27 protein-coding genes are annotated in these 26,172 nt (G+C 63.2%); 23 read left to right on the top strand and 4 right to left on the bottom strand.

Features of this window, described 5'->3' with window-relative positions:
• Nucleotides 1-2 precede the first annotated feature (2 nt).
• Together sigE and sigG are read left to right on the top strand one after the other, a co-directional pair.
• Nucleotides 3-695 carry an RNA polymerase sporulation sigma factor SigE gene (gene sigE, locus ACZO3G_RS01195; protein WP_277138435.1) on the top strand — a complete coding sequence of 231 codons (693 nt, stop codon included), beginning with the start codon at nt 3-5 and terminating at the stop codon, nt 693-695.
• Nucleotides 696-866: 171 nt separating this feature from the next.
• Nucleotides 867-1,637 (top strand): RNA polymerase sporulation sigma factor SigG, encoded by a 771-nt coding sequence (sigG, locus tag ACZO3G_RS01190; protein ID WP_101553215.1) that lies wholly within the window; start codon nt 867-869, stop codon nt 1,635-1,637.
• 44 nt (nt 1,638-1,681) lie between these two features.
• Here the strand turns inward: sigG and ACZO3G_RS01185 are convergent, their stop codons facing one another.
• Nucleotides 1,682-3,067 carry a sodium-dependent transporter gene (locus tag ACZO3G_RS01185; protein WP_101550717.1) on the bottom strand — a complete coding sequence of 462 codons (1,386 nt, stop codon included), beginning with the start codon at nt 3,065-3,067 and terminating at the stop codon, nt 1,682-1,684.
• A gap of 181 nt (nt 3,068-3,248) precedes the next feature.
• Between ACZO3G_RS01185 and ACZO3G_RS01180 the strand changes: the two genes are divergently transcribed.
• The 21 genes from ACZO3G_RS01180 (at nt 3,249) to hisE (ending at nt 23,959) form a co-directional block, all read left to right on the top strand.
• Nucleotides 3,249-3,548 carry a YlmC/YmxH family sporulation protein gene (locus ACZO3G_RS01180; protein WP_101550715.1) on the top strand — a complete coding sequence of 100 codons (300 nt, stop codon included), beginning with the start codon at nt 3,249-3,251 and terminating at the stop codon, nt 3,546-3,548.
• 198 nt (nt 3,549-3,746) lie between these two features.
• The gene (rpsB, locus tag ACZO3G_RS01175) at nt 3,747-4,499 is read left to right on the top strand and encodes a 30S ribosomal protein S2 (protein ID WP_101550713.1); all 753 of its coding nucleotides are present in this window, start codon (nt 3,747-3,749) and stop codon (nt 4,497-4,499) included.
• Nucleotides 4,500-4,543: 44 nt separating this feature from the next.
• Nucleotides 4,544-5,464, top strand: coding sequence for a translation elongation factor Ts (gene tsf / locus ACZO3G_RS01170; RefSeq protein WP_101550711.1), 921 nt, complete (start codon nt 4,544-4,546; stop codon nt 5,462-5,464).
• Nucleotides 5,465-5,663: 199 nt separating this feature from the next.
• Entirely contained in the window at nt 5,664-6,386 is a 723-nt protein-coding gene (pyrH, locus tag ACZO3G_RS01165; protein WP_101550709.1) for a UMP kinase, read from the top strand.
• Nucleotides 6,379-6,933 (top strand): ribosome recycling factor, encoded by a 555-nt coding sequence (frr, locus tag ACZO3G_RS01160; protein ID WP_121585636.1) that lies wholly within the window; start codon nt 6,379-6,381, stop codon nt 6,931-6,933. Before pyrH ends, frr begins: the two co-directional genes overlap by 8 nt.
• Nucleotides 6,934-6,953: 20 nt before the next feature.
• Entirely contained in the window at nt 6,954-7,670 is a 717-nt protein-coding gene (gene uppS, locus ACZO3G_RS01155) for an undecaprenyl pyrophosphate synthase (protein WP_276873636.1), read from the top strand.
• 38 nt (nt 7,671-7,708) lie between these two features.
• Nucleotides 7,709-8,542 carry a phosphatidate cytidylyltransferase gene (locus ACZO3G_RS01150; protein ID WP_158595508.1) on the top strand — a complete coding sequence of 278 codons (834 nt, stop codon included), beginning with the start codon at nt 7,709-7,711 and terminating at the stop codon, nt 8,540-8,542.
• 28 nt (nt 8,543-8,570) lie between these two features.
• Complete coding sequence (locus ACZO3G_RS01145; protein ID WP_276873645.1) at nt 8,571-9,728, top strand: 1-deoxy-D-xylulose-5-phosphate reductoisomerase; 1,158 nt, start codon at nt 8,571-8,573, stop codon at nt 9,726-9,728.
• A 94-nt stretch (nt 9,729-9,822) separates the two neighbouring features.
• Entirely contained in the window at nt 9,823-10,848 is a 1,026-nt protein-coding gene (locus ACZO3G_RS01140; protein ID WP_101550696.1) for a M50 family metallopeptidase, read from the top strand.
• Nucleotides 10,849-10,863: 15 nt separating this feature from the next.
• Nucleotides 10,864-11,898: a flavodoxin-dependent (E)-4-hydroxy-3-methylbut-2-enyl-diphosphate synthase gene (ispG, locus tag ACZO3G_RS01135; RefSeq protein WP_276873649.1), complete on the top strand. Its 1,035-nt coding sequence runs from the start codon at nt 10,864-10,866 to the stop codon at nt 11,896-11,898.
• A gap of 20 nt (nt 11,899-11,918) precedes the next feature.
• Entirely contained in the window at nt 11,919-16,262 is a 4,344-nt protein-coding gene (locus ACZO3G_RS01130) for a PolC-type DNA polymerase III (RefSeq protein WP_277138412.1), read from the top strand.
• Nucleotides 16,263-16,425: 163 nt separating this feature from the next.
• Entirely contained in the window at nt 16,426-17,637 is a 1,212-nt protein-coding gene (hisZ, locus tag ACZO3G_RS01125; RefSeq protein WP_276871723.1) for an ATP phosphoribosyltransferase regulatory subunit, read from the top strand.
• Entirely contained in the window at nt 17,634-18,281 is a 648-nt protein-coding gene (hisG, locus tag ACZO3G_RS01120; protein WP_101550689.1) for an ATP phosphoribosyltransferase, read from the top strand. The genes hisZ and hisG overlap by 4 nt, the downstream gene beginning before the upstream one ends.
• Nucleotides 18,278-19,573: a histidinol dehydrogenase gene (gene hisD / locus ACZO3G_RS01115; protein WP_276871721.1), complete on the top strand. Its 1,296-nt coding sequence runs from the start codon at nt 18,278-18,280 to the stop codon at nt 19,571-19,573. The genes hisG and hisD overlap by 4 nt, the downstream gene beginning before the upstream one ends.
• Nucleotides 19,563-20,630, top strand: a complete 1,068-nt coding sequence (locus tag ACZO3G_RS01110; RefSeq protein WP_276871719.1) for a pyridoxal phosphate-dependent aminotransferase — start codon at nt 19,563-19,565, stop codon at nt 20,628-20,630. Before hisD ends, ACZO3G_RS01110 begins: the two co-directional genes overlap by 11 nt.
• Nucleotides 20,631-20,642: 12 nt before the next feature.
• On the top strand, nt 20,643-21,221 hold the full coding sequence (hisB, locus tag ACZO3G_RS01105) for an imidazoleglycerol-phosphate dehydratase HisB (protein ID WP_276871718.1): 579 nt from the start codon (nt 20,643-20,645) through the stop codon (nt 21,219-21,221).
• A gap of 1 nt (nt 21,222) precedes the next feature.
• Entirely contained in the window at nt 21,223-21,825 is a 603-nt protein-coding gene (gene hisH, locus ACZO3G_RS01100; protein WP_276871717.1) for an imidazole glycerol phosphate synthase subunit HisH, read from the top strand.
• Entirely contained in the window at nt 21,822-22,547 is a 726-nt protein-coding gene (gene hisA, locus ACZO3G_RS01095) for a 1-(5-phosphoribosyl)-5-[(5-phosphoribosylamino)methylideneamino]imidazole-4-carboxamide isomerase (RefSeq protein WP_276871713.1), read from the top strand. Before hisH ends, hisA begins: the two co-directional genes overlap by 4 nt.
• Nucleotides 22,541-23,311, top strand: a complete 771-nt coding sequence (gene hisF / locus ACZO3G_RS01090) for an imidazole glycerol phosphate synthase subunit HisF (RefSeq protein WP_276871712.1) — start codon at nt 22,541-22,543, stop codon at nt 23,309-23,311. Before hisA ends, hisF begins: the two co-directional genes overlap by 7 nt.
• Nucleotides 23,304-23,633, top strand: coding sequence for a phosphoribosyl-AMP cyclohydrolase (gene hisI / locus ACZO3G_RS01085; RefSeq protein ID WP_101550674.1), 330 nt, complete (start codon nt 23,304-23,306; stop codon nt 23,631-23,633). Before hisF ends, hisI begins: the two co-directional genes overlap by 8 nt.
• Nucleotides 23,633-23,959 carry a phosphoribosyl-ATP diphosphatase gene (gene hisE, locus ACZO3G_RS01080; RefSeq protein ID WP_101553214.1) on the top strand — a complete coding sequence of 109 codons (327 nt, stop codon included), beginning with the start codon at nt 23,633-23,635 and terminating at the stop codon, nt 23,957-23,959. The genes hisI and hisE overlap by 1 nt, the downstream gene beginning before the upstream one ends.
• Before the next feature lie 58 nt (nt 23,960-24,017).
• On the opposite strand, the gene ACZO3G_RS01075 is transcribed toward hisE, so the two are convergent.
• The 3 genes from ACZO3G_RS01075 to dapA are packed head-to-tail and all read right to left on the bottom strand — an operon-like array spanning nt 24,018 to nt 26,169.
• The gene (locus ACZO3G_RS01075) at nt 24,018-24,488 is read right to left on the bottom strand and encodes an ACT domain-containing protein (RefSeq protein ID WP_101550672.1); all 471 of its coding nucleotides are present in this window, start codon (nt 24,486-24,488) and stop codon (nt 24,018-24,020) included.
• Between the two features lie 19 nt (nt 24,489-24,507).
• Nucleotides 24,508-25,257 (bottom strand): 4-hydroxy-tetrahydrodipicolinate reductase, encoded by a 750-nt coding sequence (gene dapB, locus ACZO3G_RS01070; protein ID WP_101550670.1) that lies wholly within the window; start codon nt 25,255-25,257, stop codon nt 24,508-24,510.
• 24 nt (nt 25,258-25,281) lie between these two features.
• Nucleotides 25,282-26,169, bottom strand: coding sequence for a 4-hydroxy-tetrahydrodipicolinate synthase (gene dapA / locus ACZO3G_RS01065; RefSeq protein WP_101550668.1), 888 nt, complete (start codon nt 26,167-26,169; stop codon nt 25,282-25,284).
• Nucleotides 26,170-26,172 lie beyond the last annotated feature (3 nt).

Here is a 26,172-nt window from a genome sequence, read left to right as displayed (position 1 = left end):
GGCTGTTCGGGCGGCTGCGCGAAATCATCCGGCGGCTGTGGCGGCGGCGGGCCTACTACATCAACGGCCCGGAGACGCTGCCCGCTCCGCTCTCCAAGGAGGAGGAAAAGATCGTCTTCCGCAAGCTCGAGGAGAACGACGAGGGCGCGAAGGAGACATTGACGGTACATAATCTGCGGCTGGTCGTCTACATCGCCAAAAAATTCGAGTCGACCGGCATCTGCGTGGAGGACCTCATCTCGATCGGGACGATCGGGCTGATCAAGGCGGTGAACACCTTCTGCCCGCAGAAGAACATCAAGCTGGCCACCTACGCCTCCCGCTGCATCGAAAACGAGATCCTCATGCACCTGCGCAAAAACCAGTCGCACAGGAACGAAATCTCGATCGACGAGCCGCTCAACATCGACTGGGACGGCAACGAGCTGCTTCTTTCGGATATTCTGGGCACCGATCCGGACAGCATCAACCGTCCCATCGAGGACGAGGCGGAAAAGAACCTCCTGCTCGGCGCGATCAGCCATCTCGACGAGCGCGAACAGCTCATCATGAAGCTGCGGTTCGGCCTGCTCGGCAGCGAGGAGAAGACCCAGAAGGAGGTCGCGGACATCATCGGTATCTCCCAGTCGTATATCTCGCGGCTGGAAAAGCGCATCATCAAAAAGCTCAAGAAGGAGCTGGAAAAGACCCTGTAACGGCACCCCGCTTTACAGGAAGGCCCCGGCACGGAATCTCCGTGCCGGGGCCTTCCTGCGCGTCCCGGAAAATGCTGCCGCGCCGGTCAAGCAATTTTTGGAAAGCGTATGTTTGCAAATTCCCCTGCTCATACTGAATTTAGAAAGATTCGGGTGAGCGGGGTGCGAAACGTGTATTACAACAAGGTGGAAATCTGTGGGATCAATACGGCCAAGCTGACCGTTTTAAAGGAAAAGGAAAAGATTGAGCTGTTGAAGCGCATCCGGCAGGGGGACCAGCAGGCGCGCCAGGAGATGATCAACGGCAACCTGCGGCTGGTGCTGTCGGTCGTGCAGAAGTTCACCAACCGCGGCGAAAATCTGGACGATCTCTTCCAGGTGGGATGCATCGGACTGATCAAGGCGATCGACAACTTCGATCCCAACCAGAACGTGCGCTTTTCCACCTACGGGGTGCCGATGATCATCGGGGAAATCCGCCGCCACCTGCGCGACAACAATTCGGTGCGGGTAAGCCGTTCGCTGCGCGATCTCGCCTATAAGGCGATGCAGGCGAAGGAGACGCTCATCAACCGCAACTCCAAGGAGCCGACCGTCGACGAGATCGCGGCGGAGATGGGCGCCAAAAAGGAGGACGTCGTGCTCGCGCTCGAGGCGATCGTCGAGCCGATGTCCCTCTACGAGCCGGTCTATTCGGACGGCGGGGACACGATCTACGTGATGGACCAGGTGGGGGACAAGGGCGGCGAGAGCGACTGGATGGACGAGATCGCGATCAAGGAGGCGATGAAGAGCCTCGGCGATCGGGAGAAGAGGATCCTCACGCTACGCTTTTTCGTCGGCAAGACCCAGATGGAGGTCGCCAAGGAGATCGGCATCTCACAGGCGCAGGTCTCCCGGCTGGAAAAGGGCGCGCTCGACTGGATCAAAAAACACATCTAAAATAGGAAGCCGCCCGCGGGCGGCTTCCTTTTTCTTTTCATGGATCAGCGCATGAACAGCGCCTTGAAAATCTTGTCCCAGTAGCCCTGCACGAAGAGGATCAGCACGATGATCGGCAGGATGTAGGAGACGTAGATCCGCGACCATTTGGGGAATTTGACGCCGTTCCCGGTGTCCGCCTCGGTGAGGAAGTTTTTCCAGCCCCATCCGTACCGGGAGGTGCAGAAGAGTAGGTAGACGAGGGAGCCGAGCGGCAGCAGGTTGTTGCTGACGATGAAGTCCTCGAGGTCGAGCACCGCGGAACCCGCGCCGAGCGGGACAAAGCCGCTCCACAGGTTGTAGCCGAGCACGCAGGGGATCGAAAGCAGGATGATCGCCACGAAATTGACGGCAACCGTCTTTTTGCGGGTCCAGCCCCACAGGTCCATGCCGAAGGAGACGATGTTCTCGAACACCGCGATGATGGTCGAGAGGGCGGCGAAGGACATGAAGACGAAGAAGAGCGCGCCGAACACCCGTCCGCCGGGCATCTCGTTGAAGATATTGGGCAGGGTGACGAAGACGAGGCCGGGGCCCTGCGCCGAGTCGACGCCGAACGCCGAGCAGGCGGGGAAAATGATCAGGCCCGCCATCAGCGCGACGAAGGTGTCGAGCAGCGTGATGCTGATCGACTCGCCGGTGAGAGAGCGGTCCTTGCCGATGTAGCTGCCGAAGATGGCCATCGCGCCGATGCCGAGGCTGAGGGTGAAGAACGCCTGCCCCATGGCGGCGGAGACGACGGTGGTGATGCCCTGGTCGGCCATCTTGCCGAAATCGGGCATGAGGTAGAACCGGAGTCCTTCGCCCGCGCCCGGCAGCGTGACCGAGCGCACGACGAGCACGACCATGATGAGCAGCAGGCAGCTCATCATCGCCTTGGTGATCTTTTCCACGCCGTTCTGCAACCCCATCGAGCATACGCTGAAGCCGATCACGACGACGATCACCATCCAGATCATCATGAGCAGCGGGTCGCCGAGCATGCCGTTGAAGATGCCGCCGACCTCTTCCGGGGTCTTGCCGACGAACTCGCCGCCCGCCATCTTCACAAAGTAGATAAGCATCCAGCCGCCGACGGTCGTATAGAACATCATCAGCATGTAGTTGCCGAGCATGGCGCCGTATTTATACAGGTGCCATTTGCTGCCCTTGGGCTCGAGCACGTCGAACGAGCGGGCGGCGCTCTTCTGGCTGGCGCGGCCGACCGAGAACTCCATCACCATGATCGGCAGGCCGAGGATGACGAGGAAGAACAGGTAGATCAGCACGAACGCCGCGCCGCCGTACTGTCCCGTGATGTAGGGGAACCGCCAGACGTTGCCGATCCCGATGGCGCAGCCCGCCGAGATCAGCAGGAAGCCGAGCCGCGAAGAAAATTTTTCCCTTTGCACAAAAACACCTCCGTCCCGGCAGGTCCCTGCTCTGCCGGGGATTTCCGTTTGCGGGGTTTACAAATTGTTCATAAAGTTTATCATAAGGGATTTCCAACCAAATGTCAATTGATTGGCGGAAGAACTATTTCCCCAAACGCGCACATATACTTTTATCAAATCAGCACAAGGGGGAAGGGCCATGTTTTGCCGGATGGGGGACCTTCGGAACAAATACGTCATCAACGTGCGCAACGGCAGCAAGCTCGGGTACGTCTCGGACGCGGAGATCGACACGGCGGCCGCCGCGGTCACGGCGATCGTCATCCGCGGCAGGCTGCGCTTTTTCGGGCTGCTCGGCCGGGAGGAGGACACCATCATCCGCTGGCAGGACATCGAGGTGATCGGGGAGGACACCATCCTCGTCAACCACACCCTTCCGGCGCAGGAAAATACGTCGGGCGGGCGCGGAAAGTGGTTCCGCATCCTGGAGGACGACTAAACGCCCCGAAACCGTGCAAAATATTGGTGCGGCGGGAAATTCATACTTGCATTTTTCCTCTCTTTGTGGTAATATATTACGGCTGGCATACTGCTGGTAACACACACACCGCGCGATCATCTGATCGGTGTCCCGGTCCGGGATGATGGGATGAGATGAACGTGGTGGCGGAATTTAACCGAAAGAGAGGAATTTATCATGGGCGTAGTATCAATGAAACAACTGTTGGAGGCGGGTGTCCACTTCGGCCACCAGACCCGGAGATGGAACCCGAAGATGGCCCGTTACATCTTCACCGAGCGCAACGGCATCTACATCATCGACCTCCAGAAAACCGTCAAAAAGCTGGACGAGGCCTATATGTTCGTCCGCGACATGGCTGCGGGCGGCGGGAACCTCCTGTTCGTCGGCACCAAGAAGCAGGCGGGCGATTCCGTCCGCGACGAAGCCACCCGCGCTGGCGCTTACTATGTCAACGCCAGATGGCTCGGCGGCATGCTGACCAACTTCAAGACCATCCGCCGCCGGATCGACCGCCTCGCGCAGCTGCGCAAGATGCAGGAGGACGGCACCTTCGAGCTGCTCCCGAAAAAGGAAGTCAGCAAGCTCAACCTTGAGATCGAGAAGCTCGAGAAGTTCCTCGGCGGCATCAAGGACATGAAGAAGCTCCCGTCCGCCCTCTTCGTCGTCGACCCCCGCAAGGAGAAGATCGCCGTCGCCGAGGCGCGCAAGCTGGGCATCCCCATCGTCGCGATCGTCGACACCAACTGCGATCCCGATGAGATCGATTACGTGATCCCCGGCAACGACGACGCGATCCGCGCCGTCAAGCTGCTGTGCGCCACCATGGCCGACGCCCTCATCGAGGGCCGCCAGGGCAGCACCGAGGTCGCCCCGGAAGAGGCCGCCGCGAAGGAGAACGAAACCGACGAGGCTCCCGCCGACAAGTAATCCCGGCTTTTTGGACGAATAAAAGATATATGGAGGTTTCACGAATGGCATTCACTGCAAAAGACGTACAGGCGCTGCGTGAGCAGACCAATTGCGGCATGATGGACTGCAAAAAGGCTCTGACCGAAGCGGATGGAGATATGGAAAAAGCGGTTGAGATTCTCCGTGAGAAGGGGCTCGCCGCGGCCACCAAGAAGGCCGGCCGCATTGCGGCCGAGGGCGTCGTCCTCGCGATGGTCGACGACGACACCAAGGTCGGCGTTGTGATCGAGGTCAACTCGGAGACCGACTTCGTCGCGAAGAACGACAAGTTCATGGACTTCGTCAAATCCTGTGCCAAGACCGTCGCGGCCCACAAGCCCGCCGACGTCGACGCGCTTCTGAAGCTCCCCGCGGTCGGCATGAGCATGACCGTCGAGGAGGAGCTCCGCGACAAGATCCTCACGATCGGCGAGAACATGAAGGTCCGCCGCTTCACCTATGCCGAGGGCCCGCTCGTCACCTACGTGCACGGCGGCGGCCGCATCGGCGTCATGGTCACCTTTGAGACCGACGTCGCGGACAAGGAGGGCTTCCAGGCCTACGCGAAGGACGTCGCGATGCAGGTCGCGGCGATCAATCCGCTCTTCCTCGACGAGGCTTCCGTTCCCGCGGACGTCATCGAGAAGGAGAAGGAGATCCTCACCGCGCAGATCGCCAACGACGAGAAGCTCAAGAACAAGCCCGCCCAGATCATCGCCAAGATGGTCGACGGCCGCATTGGCAAGTACTACAAGGAGAACTGCCTGCTGGACCAGCCGTTCGTCAAGAACGGCGACATCACCGTGGCGCAGTACACCGAGGAGACCGCCAAGGAGCTCGGCGGCTCGATCAAGGTCACCGGTTTCGTCCGCTATGAGAAGGGCGAGGGCCTTGAGAAGCGCGAGGACAACTTCGCCGACGAAGTTGCCAGCATGATCAAATAAAGATTTTCCCGTCGAAAGGCGGCCGGTTATCCGGCCGCCTTTTTTGTATGGGTGGGGGAAATTAATCGCGGCGCGCCCTTTACTTTGACGGGTGATTATTGTAAAATAGAAGGGATGTAATTTCCCCCTCCGGCCCACGGGCCGGATTGCATAAACGGGGCGCGGAAGCGTCAAAAATAACCATTCCGGGAGGTCATGTATGCCACTGAAGTATAAACGGGTCCTGCTGAAGCTCAGCGGGGAAGCCCTCGCCGGGGAGAAAAAATTCGGCATCGATTACAGCGTCGTGCGCGGCATCTGCGAGAGTATCAAAAAATGCGCCTCGCTCGGGGCCGAGATCGGGATCGTGGTCGGGGGCGGCAACTTTTTCCGCGGCAGGGACGCGGGAAGCATGGACCGCACCCGCGCCGACCACATGGGGATGCTCGCCACCGTCATGAACTCCCTCGCGCTGGCCGACGCGCTTGAGGCGCTGGGGGTGCCCGTGCGGGTGCAGACCGCCATCACCATGCAGCAGATCGCCGAGCCCTACATCCGCGGGCGCGCCGTCCGCCACCTCGAAAAGGGCCGGGTCGTCATCTTCGGCTGCGGCACCGGCAACCCCTATTTTTCGACCGACACCGCCTCTTCTCTGCGCGCCGCCGAAATCGACGCGGACATCATCCTCAAGGCGACGATGGTGGACGGCGTTTACGACTGCGACCCCAACAAGTTCGACACCGCCGTGCGGTATGACAACGTTTCCTTCCAGGAGGTGCTGGAGAAGGGGCTGGGCGTGATGGACAGCACGGCCGCCGCGATGTGCCGCGACAACCGGATTCCCGTCCTTGTATTCAGCCTCGCCGACCCGGACAACATCCTGGCCGCGATCGAAGGCAAAAATATCGGAACCATCGTGAAGGAGGATGACTCAGATGAATGAACGGCTGAACCCCTATAACGAAAAGATGGAAAAGACCATCCGCGTGCTGGAGGGCGAGTTCGCGACCATCCGCGCCGGAAGGGCCAATCCCGCCGTGCTCGACAAGATCACGGTCGACTACTACGGCACCCCCACGCCGGTCCAGGCGATGGCGGCGATCTCGGTGGCGGAGGCGCGCATCCTGGTGATCCAGCCGTGGGACAAATCCACCCTCAAGCCGATCGAAAAGGCGATCCAGGCCTCTGATATCGGCATCAACCCCACCAACGACGGTTCCGTCATCCGCATCGTCTTCCCGCCGCTGACCGAGGAGCGCAGGAAAGAGATCTGCAAGCAGATCAAGAAGCAGGGTGAGGAGGCCAAGGTCGCGATCCGCGCGATCCGCCGCGACGCCAACGAGAAGTTTAAGGCGCTCAAAAAATCGAGCGAGATCAGCGAGGACGACCAGAAGGACCTCGAGGAAGCGACCCAGAAGATGACCGACAAATTCTGCAAGCGGATCGATGAAATTGCCGCGAAGAAGGAGAAGGAAATCCTCGAAATCTGATTCCGGAACGGAGTGTATCCATGTCGAATACGCAGCCTGCCGGCACCCTGCCCCGCCACATCGGCATCATCATGGACGGGAACGGTCGCTGGGCGAGCCGCCGCGGCCTTCCGCGCAGCGCGGGGCACAAGGCCGGGGCGGATACCTTTGGCAAAATCGCAAAATACTGCCGGGAGATCGGCGTCCCCTACCTGACGATCTACGCCTTTTCCACCGAAAACTGGAAGCGGCCCGCGGACGAGGTGGAGGGGCTGATGGATCTTTTGCGCAGGTACCTGAACGAGATGTTCAAGCACCGGGAGGAGGACGCGCGGCTGTGTTTCCTGGGGGAACGCGGCCCGCTTTCCGACGATATCCGGGAGATGATGGCGCGCGCGGAGGCCGAGAGCGCCAAAAACACCGCGATCACCATCAACATCGCGCTCAACTACGGGGGCCGGGACGAGATCGTTCACGCGGCGCGCGCGCTTGCGCGCAGATGCCTTGCCGGGGAGCTTTCTCCCGACGAAATCGACGAAGAGGCGTTTGCCGGCGCGCTCTACACCGCCGGCCAGCCCGACCCCGACCTGATCATCCGCCCGAGCGGGGAACAGCGCACCTCCAACTTCCTGCCTTGGCAGGCGGCCTATGCCGAGCTGGTGTTTATGGATGTGCTCTGGCCGGACTTTACCCCCGGGCATCTTGACCGCGCCATCGAAGAATACCAGGGGCGGTCGCGGCGGTTCGGCGGCCTGTAAATGTCACCCCGCAAAACGGCGGAGGATGGGAGAGTTCTATGAAGGTAAGAATCATCAGCTCCATGATCGGCCTTGTGCTGCTGTTCGTGGTCTTTGTCTTTTTTGATACGGTGCTGACGAACCTTGTGATCGCCTTTATCTGCGCGCTGGCGGTCTACGAGCTGCTCGCCGCGACCGGCTGCACCAGGGATAAGCTCGTGGCGGCGCTGTCGATCGCGTTCGCGGCGGTGATCCCGCTTTTTTCCGTGCAGTGGATCGCCCGGCACATCATGCCGATCTGCTACCTCTATGTGGTGGCGATTTTCGCCGTGCTGCTGCGCCGCCACAGCCTGCTGCGTATCGAGCAGATCGCGATGAGCTTCCTCTTCAGCCTGGTGGTGCCTTTTTCACTGACCACGATGATTTACATGCGCGACCATTGGGGCAAGGCGCTGGGCATCTTCTACGTGCTCGTGACGCTGGGCAGCGCCTGGCTGAGCGACACGGGGGCCTATTTTACGGGGCGCGCGTTCGGGAAGCATAAGCTCGCGCCCGTCATCAGCCCGAAAAAGACGGTGGAAGGCGCGATCGGCGGGATCGTCTTCGCCGAGATCGCCATGCTGCTTGTCGCGCTCCTCTACGGCGCCGTTTCGGGCTGGCTGGGCGTTCCCATCGCGGTCAACGTCCCGGCGCTGCTCTGCATCGTGCCCTTCCTGTCGGCGGCAAGCATGATCGGGGACCTGTCGGCCTCGGTCATCAAGCGGCAGTTCGGCGTCAAGGATTACGGCTCGATCATGCCGGGGCACGGCGGGATCATGGACCGGTTCGACAGCGTGCTGATGGTCGCGCCGCTGGTGTTCATCTTCAGCCAGCACGTCCATCTGGCGGCGTGAGTACATATCAATGAAGGCGGGGCAGAATTTGAAGAAAACAATCGCGCTTCTGGGGTCGACCGGTTCGATCGGCACCCAGACGCTTCGTTGCTGTAAAAATCTCGGATACGGGGTCGACGTGCTTGCCGCAAACAGGAACGCCGCCCTGCTGGAAACGCAGGCGAGGGAGTTTCACCCTCGCTGTGTTGTCGTTTCGGACAAAACGGCCTACGCAGACCTGAAGACCCGCCTCGCGGATACCGATATCCGCTTGCTGGCGGGCGTCGAGGGGATGTGCGAGGCCGCTTCGCTTCCCGGCGTCGACGTGGTGTGCAACGCGGTGGTGGGGATGGTCGGCCTGCGGCCGACGCTCGCCGCCATCGCGGCCAAAAAGACGGTCGCGCTCGCCAACAAGGAGACGCTCGTCGCGGGCGGACGGCTCGTGATGGACGCGGCGGAGGAAAACGGCGTGGACCTGCTGCCGGTCGACAGCGAACACAGCGCGATCTTCCAGTCGCTGCAGGGCAACGACCGCGCGGCGCTCAAAAAGATCATCCTCACGGCGTCGGGCGGGCCGTTCCGCGGCAAAACCGCCAAGGAGCTCGAAGGGATGACCGCAGCGGACGCGCTCCGGCACCCCAACTGGTCGATGGGCGCGAAGATCACCGTCGATTCCGCGACGCTCATGAACAAGGGGCTCGAATTCATCGAGGCGATGTGGCTCTTCGGGCTGTCGCCCGACCAGATCGAGATCGTCGTGCACCCGCAGAGCGTCGTCCATTCGGCGGTGGAGTACGCCGACGGCGCGGTGATCGCCCAGATGGGCACGCCCGACATGGCGGTGCCCATCCAGTACGCGCTGACCTGGCCGCACCGTGCGCCGACCGACGCGAGGCGTCTGTCGCTGACCGACTACGGCAGTCTCACCTTCGAAAAACCCGACTGCGGGACGTTTGCCTGCCTGGACATCTGCATCGAGGCGGCAAGGCGCGGCGGGCTCTATCCCTGCGCGGTCAACGCGGCCAACGAATACGCGGTCGGGCGCTTTCTGGCCGGGGGGCTCAAATTCCTCGACATCGGGCGGTGCGTCGGGTACATATTGGAGCGTTTTTCCTGTAATGCCGATGAGCTTTACACACTGGAAGAGGTGCTCGAGGCGGAGGATGCTGCGCGCGCGCTTGCCGAGGCGTACTGCACGCGCCGGTAATCCGCCGGAATATTGCGCGCGGCGGTAAGAATACTATGATAGTAGCGCCGCCGTATTCGGGCGATTTTATGTGGATTGGAATGTGTTGCGTTCTATGAGTATTGTCTTTCAGGTCGTTGTCGCGGTTTTCGTCTTCGGGCTGCTCATCTTCATCCATGAGCTCGGCCATTTTACGGTCGGCAAGCTCTCGGGGATGCGGGTCAACGAATTTGCGCTCGGCATGGGCCCCGCGATCTGGTCCACCCAGCGCGGCGAAACCAAATATGCCCTGCGCGCCCTGCCGATCGGCGGCTACGTCGCGGTCGAGGGGGAGGACGAGGACAGCTCCGACCCGCGCGCCTACTGCAACGTGCGGCTGTGGAAGCGGATCCTCTTCGTCTGCGCGGGCGCGCTGATGAACCTGCTGTTGGGCTTTGTCATCCTGTCGATCCTCGTCGGGATGCGGCAGAGCCTGCCTACGACGGTGGTCGGCGGATTCCACGAGGGCGCGCAGAGCAACGCGCGGCTCCAGGCGGGGGACCGGATCCTCCGGGTCAACGGCAGCCGCGTCTTCACCTCCAACGATATCTCCTTTTCCATGGTGAGCGACAAGGACGGCGTGGTCACCTTTACCGTCCTGCGCGGCGGGGAAAAGCTCGAGCTCAGGGATATTGACTTCGGCATGCAGGTCATGGAGGACGGCGCCAAGGTCATCAACCTCGACTTCTACGTCGATTCCGTGCCCAAAACCTTTTGGAGCAGCGTGCAATATACCATTTTATGGATGTTTTCAATCGTTCGTCAGGTGTGGATGTCCTTCATCAACCTGATCACCGGCAACTTCACCCTCGCGGAGCTCTCCGGGCCGGTGGGGGTTTCGACGGTCATCGGGCAGGCGAGCATGGCGGGGATCAAGACGCTTCTGCTGCTCGTGGGGTTCATCACCGTCAACATCGGCGTCTTCAACCTCCTGCCGGTGCCCGCGCTCGACGGCGGGCGGCTGCTCTTTTTGCTGATCGAGCTGGTGATCCGCCGGCCGGTCAACCCGAAATACGAGGGAATCATCCACACGGCGGGGTTCGTCCTGCTGATGGGCCTGATGCTGGTGGTGACCTTCAACGATATCCTGCGATTCTTTTAGACGGGACGTGAACGGATGACAAGGAAAGTGAACATCGGGAATGTGACGATCGGCGGCGGAAGTCCCATCGCCGTGCAGTCGATGCTGAACGTGCCCGCCGGGGACGTGGCGGGCAGCGTCGCGCAGGCGCGGGCGCTCGAGGCCGCGGGCTGCGACATCATCCGCGCCGCCGTGCCCGACCGGGAGGCGGTTCGGCTGGTGCCCGCGATCAAGGCGGCGGTCTCCGTTCCGCTTGTCGCGGACATCCACTTCGACTACCGCATCGCGCTCGACTGCGTGGCGGCGGGGGTGGACAAGATCCGCCTCAACCCCGGCAACATCGGCGGGGAGGACCGCGTAAAGCAGGTTGCGGACGCGTGCAGGGCGGCGGGGGTGCCCATCCGCATCGGGGTCAACTCCGGTTCGCTGGAAAAGCACATCCTCGCGAAATACGGCGCGCCGACCCCCCAGGCGCTGGTCGACAGCGCCCTCTACCATGCGCGCCTTCTGGAAAAGTTCGACTTCACCGACGTCGTCGTGTCGATCAAGTCGTCGCATGTCCCGACAATGATCGAGGCCTACCGGCTGGCCGCGGAGCAGCTCGGCTGTCCGCTCCACCTCGGCGTGACCGAGGCGGGCACCGCGCGCATGGGGCTCATCAAGTCGGCGGTGGGCATCGGGTCGCTGCTCTGCGACGGCATCGGCGACACCATCCGCGTCTCGCTGACCGCCGACCCGGTCGAGGAGGTGCGCGCCGCGCGCGACATCCTCAAGGCCGTGGGCAGGGGCAGGGGGCCGGAGATCGTCTCCTGCCCGACCTGCGGGCGCACGAAGATCGACCTCATCTCCCTGGCGGGCAGGGTGGAGGAGGCACTGGCGGGCTGCCGCAAGGACATCAAGGTCGCGGTCATGGGCTGCGTCGTCAACGGGCCGGGAGAAGCGCGGGAAGCGGACATCGGCATCGCGGGCGGAAACGGGGAGGCGCTCCTCTTCAAAAAAGGGGAGCCGGCCGGGAAATACCCCGAGGACCGGATCGTGGACGTGCTGCTTGAGGAGATTGAAAAACTGTAGGGTTTGAGGAGTTGTCTGTTTTGGCGTCATTCATCGAGATATTCGGCGATTACATAGAGCTCGTCCCCGGCTGCGCCGCCGCGCGCGGCGAAATCTGCGGGCTGCGGCTCGACCAGGCGCGGCGCGCGCTGACCGTCACGCTCGTGCTGGACGAGCTGGTGCCGCGCGGCGCCTTATCCGAGCTCGGCCGCAAGCTGGAGGGCGCGCTCACCCTCGACACGGCGGCCGTCTGCCCGCGCTATCCGGGCGGGCTCTTTTCGAGCGACTACCTGCCCGAGATCATCGCCCGCCTCGGCGGCGAGGGGGTGCCGGTCAACGGCTTTTTCACCGGCAGCCGCGCCGACCTCTCGGGCGACACGCTGCGCGTCTACCTCAGCCACGGCGGCGGTCCCTTCCTCGAGGAGATCCACTGCGGCCAGAAGATCTCCGCCGTCATCCGCGAGGAGTTTGGACGGGAGGTGCAGGTCCTCTTCGACGGGGTGCTCGAGGTCGCGCCCGACAGCGACATCTACCATGAGACGATGGACAAGGCGCGTCCGGCGCCGATCAAATATACGCCGCCCTCGCCCCAGCGGGCGGAAAAGAAGCTCGAAAACGGCGCCGTCGTTCCCGCGGCGGCGCGGCTCAGCTTCGACGCGCACGACCTGCCCTTCGAGCCCGGCTCGATGGTCGCGCTCTACGGCAACCCGCCCAAGGGCCGTCCGGCCGAGATGGCGGGGGTGAACATCGAAAGCGGCAACGTCACCGTCTGGGGGGACGTCTTCAAGATCGACCGGCGTACCAGCCGGGACGAAAAGACGCTCATCCTTTCGATCTACTTCACCGATTACACCGGCTCCTACTGCGCCAAGGTCATCGGGCGGATGGACAAGAAGATCAAGGCGCTCGACGAGCTCAAGGTGGGGGACACCGTCGTGATGTACGGCCTGATCGAGTACGACCGTTTCGACCATGAGAACGTCCTGCGCCCCGACAGCATCGCCACCGTAAAGAAGGTTCCCCGCCGCGACACCGCCGAGGAGAAGCGGGTGGAACTGCATATGCACTCCAACATGTCCGCGATGGACGGCCTGACCCCGGTGGATAAGCTCGTCCGCCGCGCCTACGAGTTCGGCCACAAGGCGGTCGCGATCACCGACCATGGGGTCGTACAGGCGTTCCCCGACGCGGTGAACGCCCAGAACGCGATCCGCAAAAAGGGCGGTGACATCAAGATCATCTACGGCGTGGAGGCCTATTTCGTCGACGACGTCGTGCAGGCGGTGAGCGGACATGCCGCCGGAGACTTCGACCGGGAAATCATTGTCTTCGACCTTGAGACGACCGGCCTTTCCGCCGCGACCGAACGGATCACCGAGATCGGCGCGGTCAAGCTGTCGGGCGGGGAAGTGGTCGACCGCTTCAACACCTTCGTGAACCCCGAGCGGGCGATCCCGCCCAAGATCACCGAGCTCACCGGCATCACCGACGACGACGTGCGCGGCGCGCCCTCCGAGGCGGAGGCGCTCGCCTCCTTCTACGAGTTCTGCGGCGGGGACGGGGCGGTGCTCGTCGCGCATAACGCCCCCTTCGACACGAGCTTCCTGAAGCAGGCGGCGCGCCGGTGCCACATGCCCTACCACTTTACCGCGATCGACACGGTCATCCTTTCGCGCTCCCTGTTCCCCGAGCTCAAAAAGCACAAGCTCGACCTCGTCGCCAAGCACCTCGGACTGGGCGACTTCAACCACCACCGCGCCTGCGACGACGCGGAGATGCTCGCACGGATCTTCCTGAGGATGATCGACATCCTCAAATCCGAGAAGGGCTGCAAAAGCATCGACCGGATCAACACCTCGCTCGCGGCGGTCGACGTGAAAAAATCCCCTACATACCACCAGATCATTCTGGTCAAAAATCTCACGGGGCTCAAAAACCTCTACCGCCTCGTCTCCCTCTCCCACCTCGACTGCTACTCGCGCCATCCGCGCATCCCCAAATCCAAGCTGATGGAGCACCGCGAGGGGCTCCTGATCGGCAGCGCCTGCGAGGCCGGGCAGCTCTACCGCGCGATCATCGAGGGCAAGAGCTGGGGGGACCTCTGCGACATCGCCAGGTTCTACGACTATCTGGAGATCCAGCCGCTCGGCAACAACGAATTCATGGTGCGCAACAACACCGTGCCGGATGAAAACGGCATCAAGGAGTTCAACGAGACGGTCGTGAAGCTCGGTGAAAAGCTGAACATCCCCGTCGTGGCGACCTGCGACGTGCACTTCATGGACGCGGGCGACGCGAAGTTCCGCGCCATCCTGATGGCGGGCATGGGCTTTTCCGACGCCGACCAGCAGGCGCCCCTCTACTTCCGCACGACCGATGAAATGCTCAGGGAGTTCGAATACCTCGGCCCCCAGAAGGCGCACGAGGTCGTCATCGATAACCCCAACCGCATCGCGGACATGATCGAAAGCGACGTCAAGCCGATCCCCAACGGCACCTTTACCCCGACGATCCCCGGCTCGGAGGAGGACCTCCAGCGGATCACCCGCGAGCGGACGATGAAGATGTACGGCTACGAGGGACAGGTCCCCGAGCTGGTGTCCAAGCGGCTCGAGCGGGAGCTCGGCTCGATCATCAAGCACGGCTTCGCGGTGCTCTATATGATCGCGCAGAAGCTCGTCGCCAAGAGCGAGGAGGGCGGCTATAAGGTCGGCTCCCGTGGGTCGGTCGGCTCCTCCTTTGTGGCGACAATGGCGGGCATCTCGGAGGTCAACCCCCTGCCGCCCCACTACTACTGCCCCAATTGCCGCCACAGCGAGTTCTTCACCAAGGGCGAGGTGGGCTCCGGCTTCGACCTGCCCGAAAAGAACTGCCCCAAATGCGGCACGAAATATAAGCAGGACGGCCACGACATCCCGTTTGAGACCTTCCTCGGGTTCGACGGGGACAAGGCGCCTGACATCGACCTCAACTTCTCGGGCGAGTACCAGAGCAAGATCCACAAGTACACCGAGGAGCTTTTCGGTCCGACCCACGTCTTCAAGGCGGGCACCATCTCCACCGTCGCGGAAAAGACCGCCTACGGCTTTGTGAAAAAGTACGCGCAGGAGCGCGGGCTCGTGATGACCCGCGCGGAGGAGGAGCGGCTCGCGCTCGGCTGCACCGGCGTCAAGCGGACGACCGGCCAGCACCCGGGCGGCATGGTCGTCGTGCCCTCCAACCACGAGGTGTTCGACTTTACGGCGGTGCAGCGCCCCGCCGACGACGCCAACTCGGACATCACGACCACTCACTTCGACTTCCATTCGCTGCACGATACGATCCTCAAGCTCGACGAGCTCGGGCACGACGTTCCGACGATGTACAAGTACCTCGAGGATATGACCGGCATCGACGTGAACGACGTGCCGATGAACGACCCGGAAGTTATGAGCCTTTTTTTGAAACCGGACGCGCTCGGCGTCACGGCGGAGGAGATCGACTGCAACACCGGCACCCTCGGCATCCCCGAATTCGGCACCAATTTTGTGCGCGGGATGCTCATCGAGGCGCAGCCGAAGAACTTCTCCGACCTTCTCCAGATCTCCGGCCTCTCCCACGGCACCGACGTGTGGCTCGGCAACGCGCAGGAGCTCATCCGCAACAGGACCTGCACGATTTCCGAGGTCATCGGAACACGTGACAGCATCATGACCTATCTGCTCCTCAAGGGGCTGGAGCCCAAGATGGCGTTCAAGATCATGGAGATCACCCGTAAGGGCAACGCGCCCAAGCTGCTGACCGAGGAGCACATGATGGCGATGAAGGAGCACGGGGTGCCCCAGTGGTACATCGACAGCTGCCTCAAGATCAAATACATGTTCCCCAAGGCGCACGCCGCGGCCTACGACATCGCTTCCATCCGGCTCTGCTGGTTCAAGGTGCACCATCCGCTGGCCTTTTACGCGGTCATCTTCACCGTGCGCGGCGACGACTTCGACGCCGAGGCGGCGGTGCAGGGCAAATCCGCGACCAAGCGCAAAATCCAGAACCTGCTCGCGATGGGCAACGACCGTTCCGCCAAGGACGAGGGCACGCTGACCATGCTGCAGATCATCCACGAGTGCCAGGCGCGCGGCTTTGAATTTTTGCCGGTCGACCTCTACAAGAGCCACTACAAGCTCTACGAGGTGGAGGATGGCAGGATCCGCCTGCCCTTCATGGCGCTCAAGGGAGTCGGCGAGGCCGCCGCCAAGAGCCTGTGGGAGGAGGCCAAATCGGAATCCTTCATCTCGGCGGACGACATCTCTAACCGCGCCGGGGTCTCCAGCGCCGTCGTCGAGACGCTGCGCGCCGCGGGCGCGCTCGGTGACCTGCCCGCGACCTCGCAGGTCACCTTCTTTTGAATCGTGCCGGTGGAGGCTTTGTAGCGGGCGGGGCGCCCGGGGAGCCGATAAATGGACGTTTGGCGCAAAAACCGGGAGAATCTTTGTGCAAGGTGTTGACAAGGATATTTCACTATGCTAATATATTAGCAAGTTAAAGCAAGACGCAAAACGGGAGGTTCCCATGAAACATTACGATAAGGTCACCCCCGACGGCACCCGCGATCTGCTCTTCGACGAGTGCGTCTCGCGGGAAGAGGTAGTGAGCCGCCTCATGGCGATGTTCCGTTCGCGCGGCTACCGGCAGGTCATCACCCCCGCGATCGAGTTTTACGACGTGTTCGGCTCCTCCGCTGCGCATTTCCCGCAGGAGAACATGTATAAGCTCTCGGACACCCGCGGGCGGCTGATGGTCGTGCGGCCCGACTGCACGATCCCGATCGCGCGGCTGGTGGCGACCCGCCTCACCGGCATGCCGATGCCGCTGCGCCTCTACTACTGCGAAAACGTCTACCGCGTCGAGCATACGATGCGCGGCAAACCGAGCGAGATCTACCAGGCGGGCGTCGAACTGATCGGCTCCAACTCCCTGCGCAGCGACCTCGAGATCGTCGAGCTCGCCGCGTCGGGGCTTTCGGACATCAACGGGGAGAGCTTCCGGATCGAACTCTGCCACATCGGCTATTTCAAGGCGCTGATCGATTCGCTCGACGCCGGCGCGGACACCAAGGAGGCCATCCGCCAGTGCATCGAGCAGAAGAACTACCCGGCGCTTTCCGACCTGCTCGCGCCCTTCGGCGACAGCCGCGCGGCGGCCGCGCTCGGCTACCTGCCCCGGCTGTTCGGCGGGGAGGAGGTCTTCGGGAAGGCGTATGAGCTCTTCTCCGAAAACGGCGCGCTCGAGTGCCTCGACTACCTGCACGGGCTCTACGAGGACCTCCGCCAGCTCGGGCTGGAGGACCGCGTGATTATCGATCTCGGGCTGGTCAACCAGGCGGAGTACTACACCGGGCTCATCTTCCGCGGCTATTTCGACGGCATCGGCGAGCCGGTGCTCTCGGGCGGCCGGTACGACAACCTCCTCGGCGAATTCGGCGCGCCGCTCTCGGCGACCGGCTTCGCGGTGAACATCGACCCGGCGGCTCAGGTCGTCGGGGAACCCGCTCCGCAGACGCCCGACATCCTCGTCTTTTCCGACGAGCGGCACCTGCCCGAGGCGGTCAACTACATCAAATCGCTGACGGAGAACGGCCTTGTCGCGGAGAACTGCGTCTACGACGACTTCGACGCGGCCGCCGACTACGCGCGCAGGCGCGGCATCCGGCAGCTCCACGTCGTGGACGACGCGATCGAGGTGGTCGACGTCGAGACGCTGAAAGGGGAGGGCGCGCGATGATAAAACCCATTCGCATCGCCCTGACCAAGGGGCGGCTCGAAAAGGACACGGTCGAGATGTTCGAGCGTCTCGGCTACGACTGCACCGCCGTCCGGGAGAAGGGCCGCAGGCTCATCCTGCCGGTCGCGGGGACGAATCTCGAGATCGTGCTCGCCAAGGCGGCGGACGTCGCCACCTACGTCGACAACGGCGTCTGCGACATCGGCGTGGTCGGCAAGGACACGATCATGGAGATGGGCGGCACCTTCTACGAGGTGGCGGACCTCGGTTTCGGCAAATGCCGGTTCGCGCTCGCCCTGCCGCAGGGGGTCGACTTCTACGAAGGGTACCACACCCGGCGCATCGCCTCCAAATATGTGAACGTGGCGCGCGGCTTCTTTGAACGCAAGAACATGGACGTCAGCATCGTGAAGATCGAGGGCTCGGTCGAGCTCGCGCCCATTCTGGGGCTGTCCGACGCGATCGTCGACATCGTCGAGACGGGCACCACCCTGCGGGAAAACGGGCTGGTGGTCGCCGAATACATCTGTGACGTCAGCGCGCGGCTGATCGTCAACATCGCGAGCCTCAAGCTGCGCAAGGCGGAGATCGAGCCGCTGATCGCGCGCATCGAGGACTATCTGGCCGGGGAGGAAACGGAATGATACCGATTGTCAGGGCGGACGGCGCCGCCGAATGGGAACTGCTCGCGTCGCTGCGGCGGCGCAGCGGGGAAGTGGACCGGAAGGTGACGGCGGCCGTCACCGAGATCGTCGACGCCGTGCGGGAGCGCGGAGACGAGGCGGTGCGGGAATACACGATCCAATTTGACGGGCGGTGTCCCGAAGCCTTCGAGGTGAGCCGCGACGAGATCAACGACGCGCTCACCCTCGCGGAGCCCGAGTTTGTCAACGCGATGCTCGCCGCGATGGAAAACATCGCGGCCTTCCACAACCGCCAGAAGCAGCAGAGCTTCATCGACACGCAGGAAAACGGCGTCATCATGGGCCAGCGGGTGCGCGGGCTCTCCCGCGTCGGGCTCTACGTGCCGGGCGGTACGGCGGCCTATCCCTCGTCGGTGCTCATGAACTGCATCCCCGCGCGCATCGCGGGGGTGGGGGAGATCGTCATGGTCACCCCGCCGCGAAAGGACGGCACCGCGAACCCCGACATCCTCGCCGCCGCCGCGGTGGCGGGGGTGGACCGGGTCTTCCTGATGGGCGGCGCCCAGGCGGTCGCCGCGCTCGCCTACGGCACCGCGTCGGTGCCGCGCGTCGACAAGATCGTCGGCCCGGGCAACATCTATGTGGCCACCGCCAAGCGGCTGCTCTACGGTACGGTGGACATCGACATGATCGCCGGGCCGAGCGAGATTCTCATCGCGGCGGACGACACCGCGAATCCCGTCTATCTCGCGGCGGACATGATGAGCCAGGCGGAGCATGACGTGCTCGCCTCGTCGGTCCTGCTCACGACGAGCGAGCGGGTGGCGGAGGAGACGGCCGCCGAGCTTTCCCGGCAGGTGGAGAGCCTTTCCCGCGCCGGGATCATCCGCCAATCGCTCGCGGATTACGGCATGATCATCGTCTGCCGCAGCGAGGCGGAGATGATCGCGCTCGCCAACGAGCTCGCGCCCGAGCACATGGAGATCATGACGGCCAACCCGCTCGAATACATCGGGAAGATCGACAACGTCGGCTCCCTCTTTCTGGGGCAGCATTCGCCCGAACCGCTGGGGGATTACTTCGCCGGCCCCAATCACGTCCTGCCGACCTCCGGCACCGCGCGGTTCTTTTCACCGCTCGGGGTGGACAGCTTCCTCAAGCGGTCGAGCTTCCTCTACTACACCCGAGAGGCGCTCGCCGAGGCACAGGTGCCCATCGTACGCCTCGCCGACAAGGAGGGGCTCACCGCCCACGCCAATTCTGTCAAAGTGAGGTTTCCCGATGTCTGGTAACCGCTATGAGCTTCCCCAAAAGCTCCAAAACCTGACTCCCTACGATCCGCTGACCGGGAACTACCGCATCCGGCTCGATGCGAACGAGAGCTTCCTCTCGCCGCCGCCCGAGCTGATGGAGGAGCTCATGGCCGCGGTCATGGCGGTCGACTTCAACCGCTATCCCGACCCCTACGCGGTGGAGCTCTGCGAAAAATGCGCCGCCTTCTTCGGCGTTGATCCGTCGATGGTCGTCGCGGGCAACGGCTCGGACGAGCTGATCGGGCTGATCGTCAGCTGGTTCACCGAACCGGGCGACACAATGGCGGTTGTGCGCCCCGATTTTTCGATGTATTCCTTCTATGCGCAGCCCTGCGGGCTGCGCCTGCTGGCGATCGACAAGGACCCGGACACCCTCGCGCTCGACGCGGACGCGCTCATCGCCCGCGCGAGGGAGGCGGACGCGCGGCTGCTCATCTTCTCCAATCCCTGCAACCCAACCTCGCTCGCGGCGACGCGGGCGGACGTCCTCAAAATCGTCGACGGGCTGCCCGGTTGCCTCGTCGTCGTGGACGAGGCGTATATGGATTTTGCGGAGGGCTCGATTTTGCGATTGGCGGGGGAGCGCGACAACCTGATCGTGCTCAAGACCTGCTCCAAGGCGTTCGGCATGGCGGCTATCCGGCTCGGCTTCGCCGTCGCGAACCCGGTCCTGATCGGCGCCGTCAAGGCTGCGAAATCCCCCTATAACGTCAACTCGATGACCCAGGCGGCCGGGTGTGTGCTCTTTAGCCATCCCGATTACCTCGCGGGTTGTGCGGATGAGATCAAGGCGTCGCGGGACGCGCTCTGCCGGGAGCTTTCGGCGCTCGCCGGGGAAAAATCCGACATCCTCGACGTGCGGCCCACCTGCGCGAACTTCGTGTTCCTGCGCCTGACCGACGCCAAGGGCGTCTATGAGGCGCTTTTGGCGCGCGGCATCGCCGTGCGGCTGATGGGCGACCGCCTGCGCGTCTCCGCGGGCGCGCCGATCGAAAACCGCGCGCTGCTTTCCACCCTCAGGGGAATTTTACGATAGGGGGCCAAACCGATGCGTGAATCCACCATTCGGCGCACGACCAGGGAGACCGATATCGAGCTGACGCTCAGCCTTGACGGCAAGGGGCGTTTTACCGGCACGAGCGGGATCGGCTTCTTCGACCACATGCTCGCCGCCTTCGCGGTGCACGGGGGCTTCGACCTTGCGCTCAACATGACCGGCGACCTTGAGGTCGACTGCCACCACTCGGTGGAGGACGTGGGCATCGTGCTCGGGCAGGCGCTCCTGAAGGCGCTCGGCGGCCGGGACGGGATCGCCCGTTACGGCAGCTTCCTGGTCCCCATGGACGAGGTGCTCGCCTTCTGCGCGCTCGACATCAGCGGCAGGCCCTTCCTCGTCTTCGACTGCGCCTACCGGAACCCGTCGGTCGGCGCGTTCGACTGCTGCATGACGGGGGAATTCTTCCGCGCCTTCGCGCAGAACGCCGGGATCACCCTGCACCTGCGCGTGCCCTACGGCGAAAACGATCACCACAAGATCGAGGCCCTCTTCAAGGCGGCCGCGCACGCGCTTCGCATCGCGGTTTCCCCCGCGGGCGAAGGGGCGCTCTCCTCCAAAGGGGTGCTCTGATATGATCGCGATCATCGACTACGGCGCGGGCAACCTCTTCAGCGTCCAGAACGCGCTGACCTATCTCAACGAAACCTTCTGCATCACGCGCGACCCGGCGATGCTAGAGGGGTGCGACGGGATGATCCTACCCGGCGTGGGCGCGTTTCCCGACGCGATGAAGCGCCTGCGCGCCTCCGGGCTCGTCCCGGTGATCCAGGCCGAGGCGCAAAAAAAGCCGCTGCTCGGCATCTGCCTTGGGATGCAGATGCTCTTCGAGCGCAGCTTTGAATTCGGGGAGACCGAGGGGCTGGGGCTCATCCCCGGAAGCGTGCGGCTTCTTGACGCCGGCGGGCTGAAGATCCCGCACATGGGCTGGAACGATTTGACGGTGCTCCATCCCTGCGAGCTGACCGGCGGGACAAAGACGGGCGACTACGTCTATTTCGTCCACTCCTTCTGCGCGGATACGCCGGAGGAAAACATCTCCTGCCACACCGTCTATGGCGAGCGCGTCCCCGCGCTCGTCTGCCGCGGCAGCGTCTACGGCGCGCAGTTCCACCCGGAAAAGAGCGGGGAAGTGGGGTTAAACATGCTCAAAAACTTTGCGAGGTTGTGCCAATGATCATTTTACCTGCGATCGACATCAAGGACGGCTGCTGCGTGCGCCTGCGGAAGGGGGACTTCTCGACGGCCCACAAGGTCGCCGAAGACGCGGGGGAGACCGCCGCGTCCTTTCTCGCGGCGGGCGCCAGGTGGATCCACATGGTCGACCTCGACGGAGCGAAGGAGGGCGAAGTGAAAAACGCGCCGCTCTTTCTGGAGATCGCCAGGACCTCCGGGCTCAAGGTGGAGCTGGGAGGCGGCGTCCGCGACCGGAAAACGATCGAATACTACCTGGAAAACGGAATTTCCCGGGTAATCCTGGGCTCCATCGCGGTCAAGAACCCCGCCCTCGTGCGGGAGGCGGCCGCCGCCTACGGCGACCGGATCGCCGTGGGCATCGACGCGAAGGAGGGAATGGTGGCCACCGAGGGCTGGCTCGACACGAGTAGCGTCGGCTATCTTGATCTCGCCAAAGAGATGGAGCAGGCGGGTGTCAAGACGATTATCTTTACAGATATTTCCCGGGACGGGATGCTCGGCGGGCTCAACCTGGAGCAGCTTGCCGCGCTCGAAAAGGCCGTCTCCTGCAACATCATCGCGAGCGGCGGCGTGCGGGACCTGCGCGACATCGAGGCGTGCGGACGCCTCGGTCTCCACGGGGTCATCTGCGGCAAGGCGCTCTACACGGGAAGCCTCTCCCTGCGGGAGGCTATCGAAACGGCGGGTGATCAACCATGTTAGCCAAACGCATCATCCCATGCCTCGACGTGCGCGACGGCGTGGTGGTCAAAGGGGTCAACTTCGTCGGCATCAAGGAGGTCGGCGACCCGGTCGACTGCGCGATCGAGTACGACCGGCAGGGCGCGGACGAGATCACCTTCCTCGACATCACCGCGACCCACGAGGGCCGCAGCACAATGATCGACGTCGTGCGGGAGACGGCGCGCAACGTCTTCGTGCCGCTCACCGTCGGCGGAGGTATCCGGTCGGTGGACGACTTTCGCGCGCTGCTGCGCGCGGGCGCGGACAAAATTTCGGTCAACTCCGCGGCGGTGCGGGACCCGAAGCTCATCAGCGAGGCCGCCGAACAGTTCGGCAGCCAGTGCGTCGTTGTGGCGATCGACGCGCGCAGGCGGCCGGAGGGGGGCTTCACCGTCGTCGTGAACGGCGGGCGGATCGACATGGGGCTCGACGCCGTCGAGTGGGCAAGAACCTGCGAGCGGCTCGGCGCGGGGGAGATCCTGCTCACCTCGATGGACACCGACGGCTGCAAAAACGGCTTCGATCTCGAGCTCACCCGCGCGGTGTCCGACGCGGTGCGGATTCCGGTCATTGCGTCGGGCGGCTGCGGGAAGCTCGAGCACTTCTCCGAGGTCTTCGAGCGGACGGGCGCGGACGCCGCGCTCGCCGCGTCCCTCTTTCATTTCCGCCAATTGACGGTCGGGGAGGTCAAGGACCACCTCGCCGCGAAAAATATCCCGGTCAGGAGGCAGCGCGATGCGTGATCTGGACGTCTATTTTCAGAAATCCGAGCTCATCCCCGCAATCGTGCAGGAGGCGGGCACCGGCGAGGTGCTGATGCTCGCCTACATGAACCGCGAGAGCCTGCAAAGGACCCTCGAGACGGGGTATACCTGGTTCTGGAGCCGATCGCGGCGGGAGCTTTGGAATAAAGGCGCGACATCGGGGCATCTTCAAAAGGTGGTGGACCTGCGCGCCGACTGCGACGACGACACGCTGCTCGTCACGGTGGAGCAGACAGGCAACGCCTGCCATACCGGCGCGCACAGCTGTTTCTTTAAAGAGATCTGGGAGGGAAAAGCATGATGAACGACGTATTGAACGGCCTATACGAGGTGGTGCTCGACCGGCGCGACCATCCGCAGGAGGGCTCCTACACCTGCTACCTGTTTGAAAAGGGCCTCGATAAGATTCTCAAAAAATGCGGCGAGGAGTGCAGCGAGGTCATCATTGCCGCCAAAAACGGCAAAAACGAGGAGACCGAGGAGGAGATCTGCGACCTCATCTACCACCTGCTCGTGATGATGGCCCAGCAGGATATCCCGCTCGCCCGCATTGAGGAGATTCTGGAGGCGCGCCGGCAGAAGATCGGCAACCTCAAACAGTTCCACGAGAGCGACCACAACACCTGAAGGTAAAAAGGCCCCGCAGCGGCAACGCCGCTGCGGGGCCTTCCGGTTTCAACCGGGGTCAGTCTGCCTTGACGCCGAACGCCTCTTCAAGCGCGCGGACCGCCTCGTCGCAGCTCGACTGCGGCACCAGCAGGGAAATCTCCACCTCGCCGGTGCTGATGAGGGTGAGCTCCGCGTCGGTCCCGGCGACGGCGGCGATCGCGGCGGAGGCCACGCCGTACCGCTCGCGCATCTCCTCTCCGTAGAGCTCGATCTTGCAGTTTCCATTGCTCACCATCGGCTTGAGCTCGTGCGCCGCCTGGAATCTGGTGGCGAGCCCGAGCACCTCGATCAGCTGGCTGGAATGCAGCGTGAAGGAGATGTCGATCCGGTGCCCCTGGGGCGCCGTCTGGCTGATCATGTCGAGGTTCACCTTTGCGTCCGCCAGCTGGGTAAAGATCGACGCGAGCACCCCCAAGTCGTTGGGGACCCTGCGGAAGGTGACGAGCGCCACATCCTCGGTCACGGTAATTTTCGATACGCCGTTCATATCCAATCCTCCATCCTTTTTACACCAGATCGCCCATGCTGTAAAGGCCGTTTTCCTTCCCGCAGAGGAAGAGCGCCGCGTTGATGCTCCCCGTGGCGAAAACCTCCTTGCTCATCGCCGAATGGGAGAGGGTCAGCACCTCGTCCCGCCCGGCGAAGATCACCTCGTGTTCGCCGACGATCGTGCCGCCGCGCACCGCGTGCAGGCCGATCTCGTTTTTGCCGCGCTTGCGGCGCACCGCATGGCGGTCGTAGACGTACTGCGGCTCCTCCGGGAGCACGCCGGAGATCGCGTCCGCGAGCATGAGCGCGGTGCCGCTGGGCGCGTCGATCTTCTGGTTGTGGTGCTTCTCGATGATCTCGATATCGAACTGCCCGCCCAGCACGGCCGCCGCCTTTTTGGCGAGCTCGACGAGCAGGTTCACCCCCAGCGACATGTTCGCGGTAAAGAAGAGAGGGACCCGCGCCGATGTCTCGCGGATGAGCGCGACCTGGTCGGAGGAGAGCCCCGTCGTCGCGATAACGGCGGGCGTGCGGGTGGCCGCGGCATAGTCGAGCAGGGGAGCGAGGGCGCTGGGGTGGGAGAAGTCGATGATGACGTCGGCCTCCACCTGGCACCCGGCGGGGGAGGTAAAGACGGGGAACGCGTCCAGCACCTCTCCGCTCACGTCGATGCCCGCGACGACGGTGCAGTCGTCGCGCCCCTTGACGCAGGAGGCGATCATCCGCCCCATCTTTCCGTTACAGCCCGATAGTACGATCCTTTTCATTTGAACCTCCAGATGCGCGGGGCCTCAGATCAGTCCCGCGGCCTTCATTTCCCGTTTGAGCAGCTCACGGTTCTCCTCACCGAGCCCGGTGAGGGGCAGGCGGCAGGGGCCGGCCTGCCAGCCCATCATCGCCACGGCCTCCTTGACCGGGATGGGGTTGACGTCGCAGAAGAGCGCGTTGATGAGAGGCAGGAGCTTCACCTGCAAATCGGCGCTCTCCCTGACCTTGCCGTCGAAATAGAGCTGGCAGATGTCGTGGGTCTGGCGCGGCGCGACGTTGGAGAGCACCGAGATGACCCCCTTGCCGCCGAGCGAGAGGATCGGCACAATCTGGTCGTCGTTGCCCGAATAGATGTCGAGCCCGTCGCCGCAGAGGCTGCGGATCATCGCGATCTGCGAGATGTTGCCGCTGGCCTCCTTGGCCGCGACGATATTCGGATGCTTCGAAAGTTCCAGGTAGGTCTTCGGCTGGATGTTCATGCCCGTGCGGCTGGGGACGTTGTAGAGGATGACGGGCAGGTCCACGGTGTCCGCGACCGCGAGGAAGTGGCGGACCAGCCCCGCCTGCGAGGTCTTGTTGTAGTAGGGGGTCACGAGCAGCAGCCCGTCGGCGCCCGCCTGTTTGGCCTCCTTGGAGAGCCAGAGGGAGTAGTCGGTGTGGTTGCTGCCGGTGCCCGCCACGACGGGGACGCGTCCCGCCGTGCGTTCGACGGCGTAGCGGATGGCCTTGACGTGTTCCTCGTCGGTGAGGGTGGAGGCCTCGCCGGTCGTGCCGACGATGACGATCGCGTCGGTGCCGTTGTCGATCTGGTAGTCGATCAGTTCGCCGAGCAGCTCCCAGTTGATCGAAAGGTCGTCGTGCATCGGCGTGACGATTGCGACGCCAGCGCCGGTGAAAATGGTCTTCTTCATTGG

This window comes from Anaerotruncus sp. (assembly GCF_057433415.1).
Note: the sequence above shows the minus strand (reverse complement) of the source record. Positions and strands in the feature narration are given on the sequence as shown.

Excerpts from the sequence above, each read along its gene's own strand:
- dapA (WP_101550668.1), bottom strand. The coding sequence starts at position 26,169 with ATGAAGAAGACCATTTTCACCGGCGCTGGCGTCGCAATCGTCACGCCG.
- frr (WP_121585636.1), top strand. The coding sequence starts at position 6,379 with ATGAATGAACGGCTGAACCCCTATAACGAAAAGATGGAAAAGACCATC.
- pyrH (WP_101550709.1), top strand. The coding sequence starts at position 5,664 with ATGCCACTGAAGTATAAACGGGTCCTGCTGAAGCTCAGCGGGGAAGCC.
- ACZO3G_RS01110 (WP_276871719.1), top strand. The coding sequence starts at position 19,563 with ATGTCTGGTAACCGCTATGAGCTTCCCCAAAAGCTCCAAAACCTGACT.
- rpsB (WP_101550713.1), top strand. The coding sequence starts at position 3,747 with ATGGGCGTAGTATCAATGAAACAACTGTTGGAGGCGGGTGTCCACTTC.
- hisG (WP_101550689.1), top strand. The coding sequence starts at position 17,634 with ATGATAAAACCCATTCGCATCGCCCTGACCAAGGGGCGGCTCGAAAAG.
- ACZO3G_RS01150 (WP_158595508.1), top strand. The coding sequence starts at position 7,709 with ATGAAGGTAAGAATCATCAGCTCCATGATCGGCCTTGTGCTGCTGTTC.
- hisH (WP_276871717.1), top strand. The coding sequence starts at position 21,223 with ATGATCGCGATCATCGACTACGGCGCGGGCAACCTCTTCAGCGTCCAG.
- ispG (WP_276873649.1), top strand. The coding sequence starts at position 10,864 with ATGACAAGGAAAGTGAACATCGGGAATGTGACGATCGGCGGCGGAAGT.
- hisF (WP_276871712.1), top strand. The coding sequence starts at position 22,541 with ATGTTAGCCAAACGCATCATCCCATGCCTCGACGTGCGCGACGGCGTG.
- ACZO3G_RS01140 (WP_101550696.1), top strand. The coding sequence starts at position 9,823 with ATGAGTATTGTCTTTCAGGTCGTTGTCGCGGTTTTCGTCTTCGGGCTG.
- hisE (WP_101553214.1), top strand. The coding sequence starts at position 23,633 with ATGAACGACGTATTGAACGGCCTATACGAGGTGGTGCTCGACCGGCGC.
- hisZ (WP_276871723.1), top strand. The coding sequence starts at position 16,426 with ATGAAACATTACGATAAGGTCACCCCCGACGGCACCCGCGATCTGCTC.
- tsf (WP_101550711.1), top strand. The coding sequence starts at position 4,544 with ATGGCATTCACTGCAAAAGACGTACAGGCGCTGCGTGAGCAGACCAAT.
- ACZO3G_RS01180 (WP_101550715.1), top strand. The coding sequence starts at position 3,249 with ATGTTTTGCCGGATGGGGGACCTTCGGAACAAATACGTCATCAACGTG.
- hisI (WP_101550674.1), top strand. The coding sequence starts at position 23,304 with ATGCGTGATCTGGACGTCTATTTTCAGAAATCCGAGCTCATCCCCGCA.
- ACZO3G_RS01075 (WP_101550672.1), bottom strand. The coding sequence starts at position 24,488 with ATGAACGGCGTATCGAAAATTACCGTGACCGAGGATGTGGCGCTCGTC.
- hisD (WP_276871721.1), top strand. The coding sequence starts at position 18,278 with ATGATACCGATTGTCAGGGCGGACGGCGCCGCCGAATGGGAACTGCTC.
- hisB (WP_276871718.1), top strand. The coding sequence starts at position 20,643 with ATGCGTGAATCCACCATTCGGCGCACGACCAGGGAGACCGATATCGAG.
- hisA (WP_276871713.1), top strand. The coding sequence starts at position 21,822 with ATGATCATTTTACCTGCGATCGACATCAAGGACGGCTGCTGCGTGCGC.
- dapB (WP_101550670.1), bottom strand. The coding sequence starts at position 25,257 with ATGAAAAGGATCGTACTATCGGGCTGTAACGGAAAGATGGGGCGGATG.
- uppS (WP_276873636.1), top strand. The coding sequence starts at position 6,954 with ATGTCGAATACGCAGCCTGCCGGCACCCTGCCCCGCCACATCGGCATC.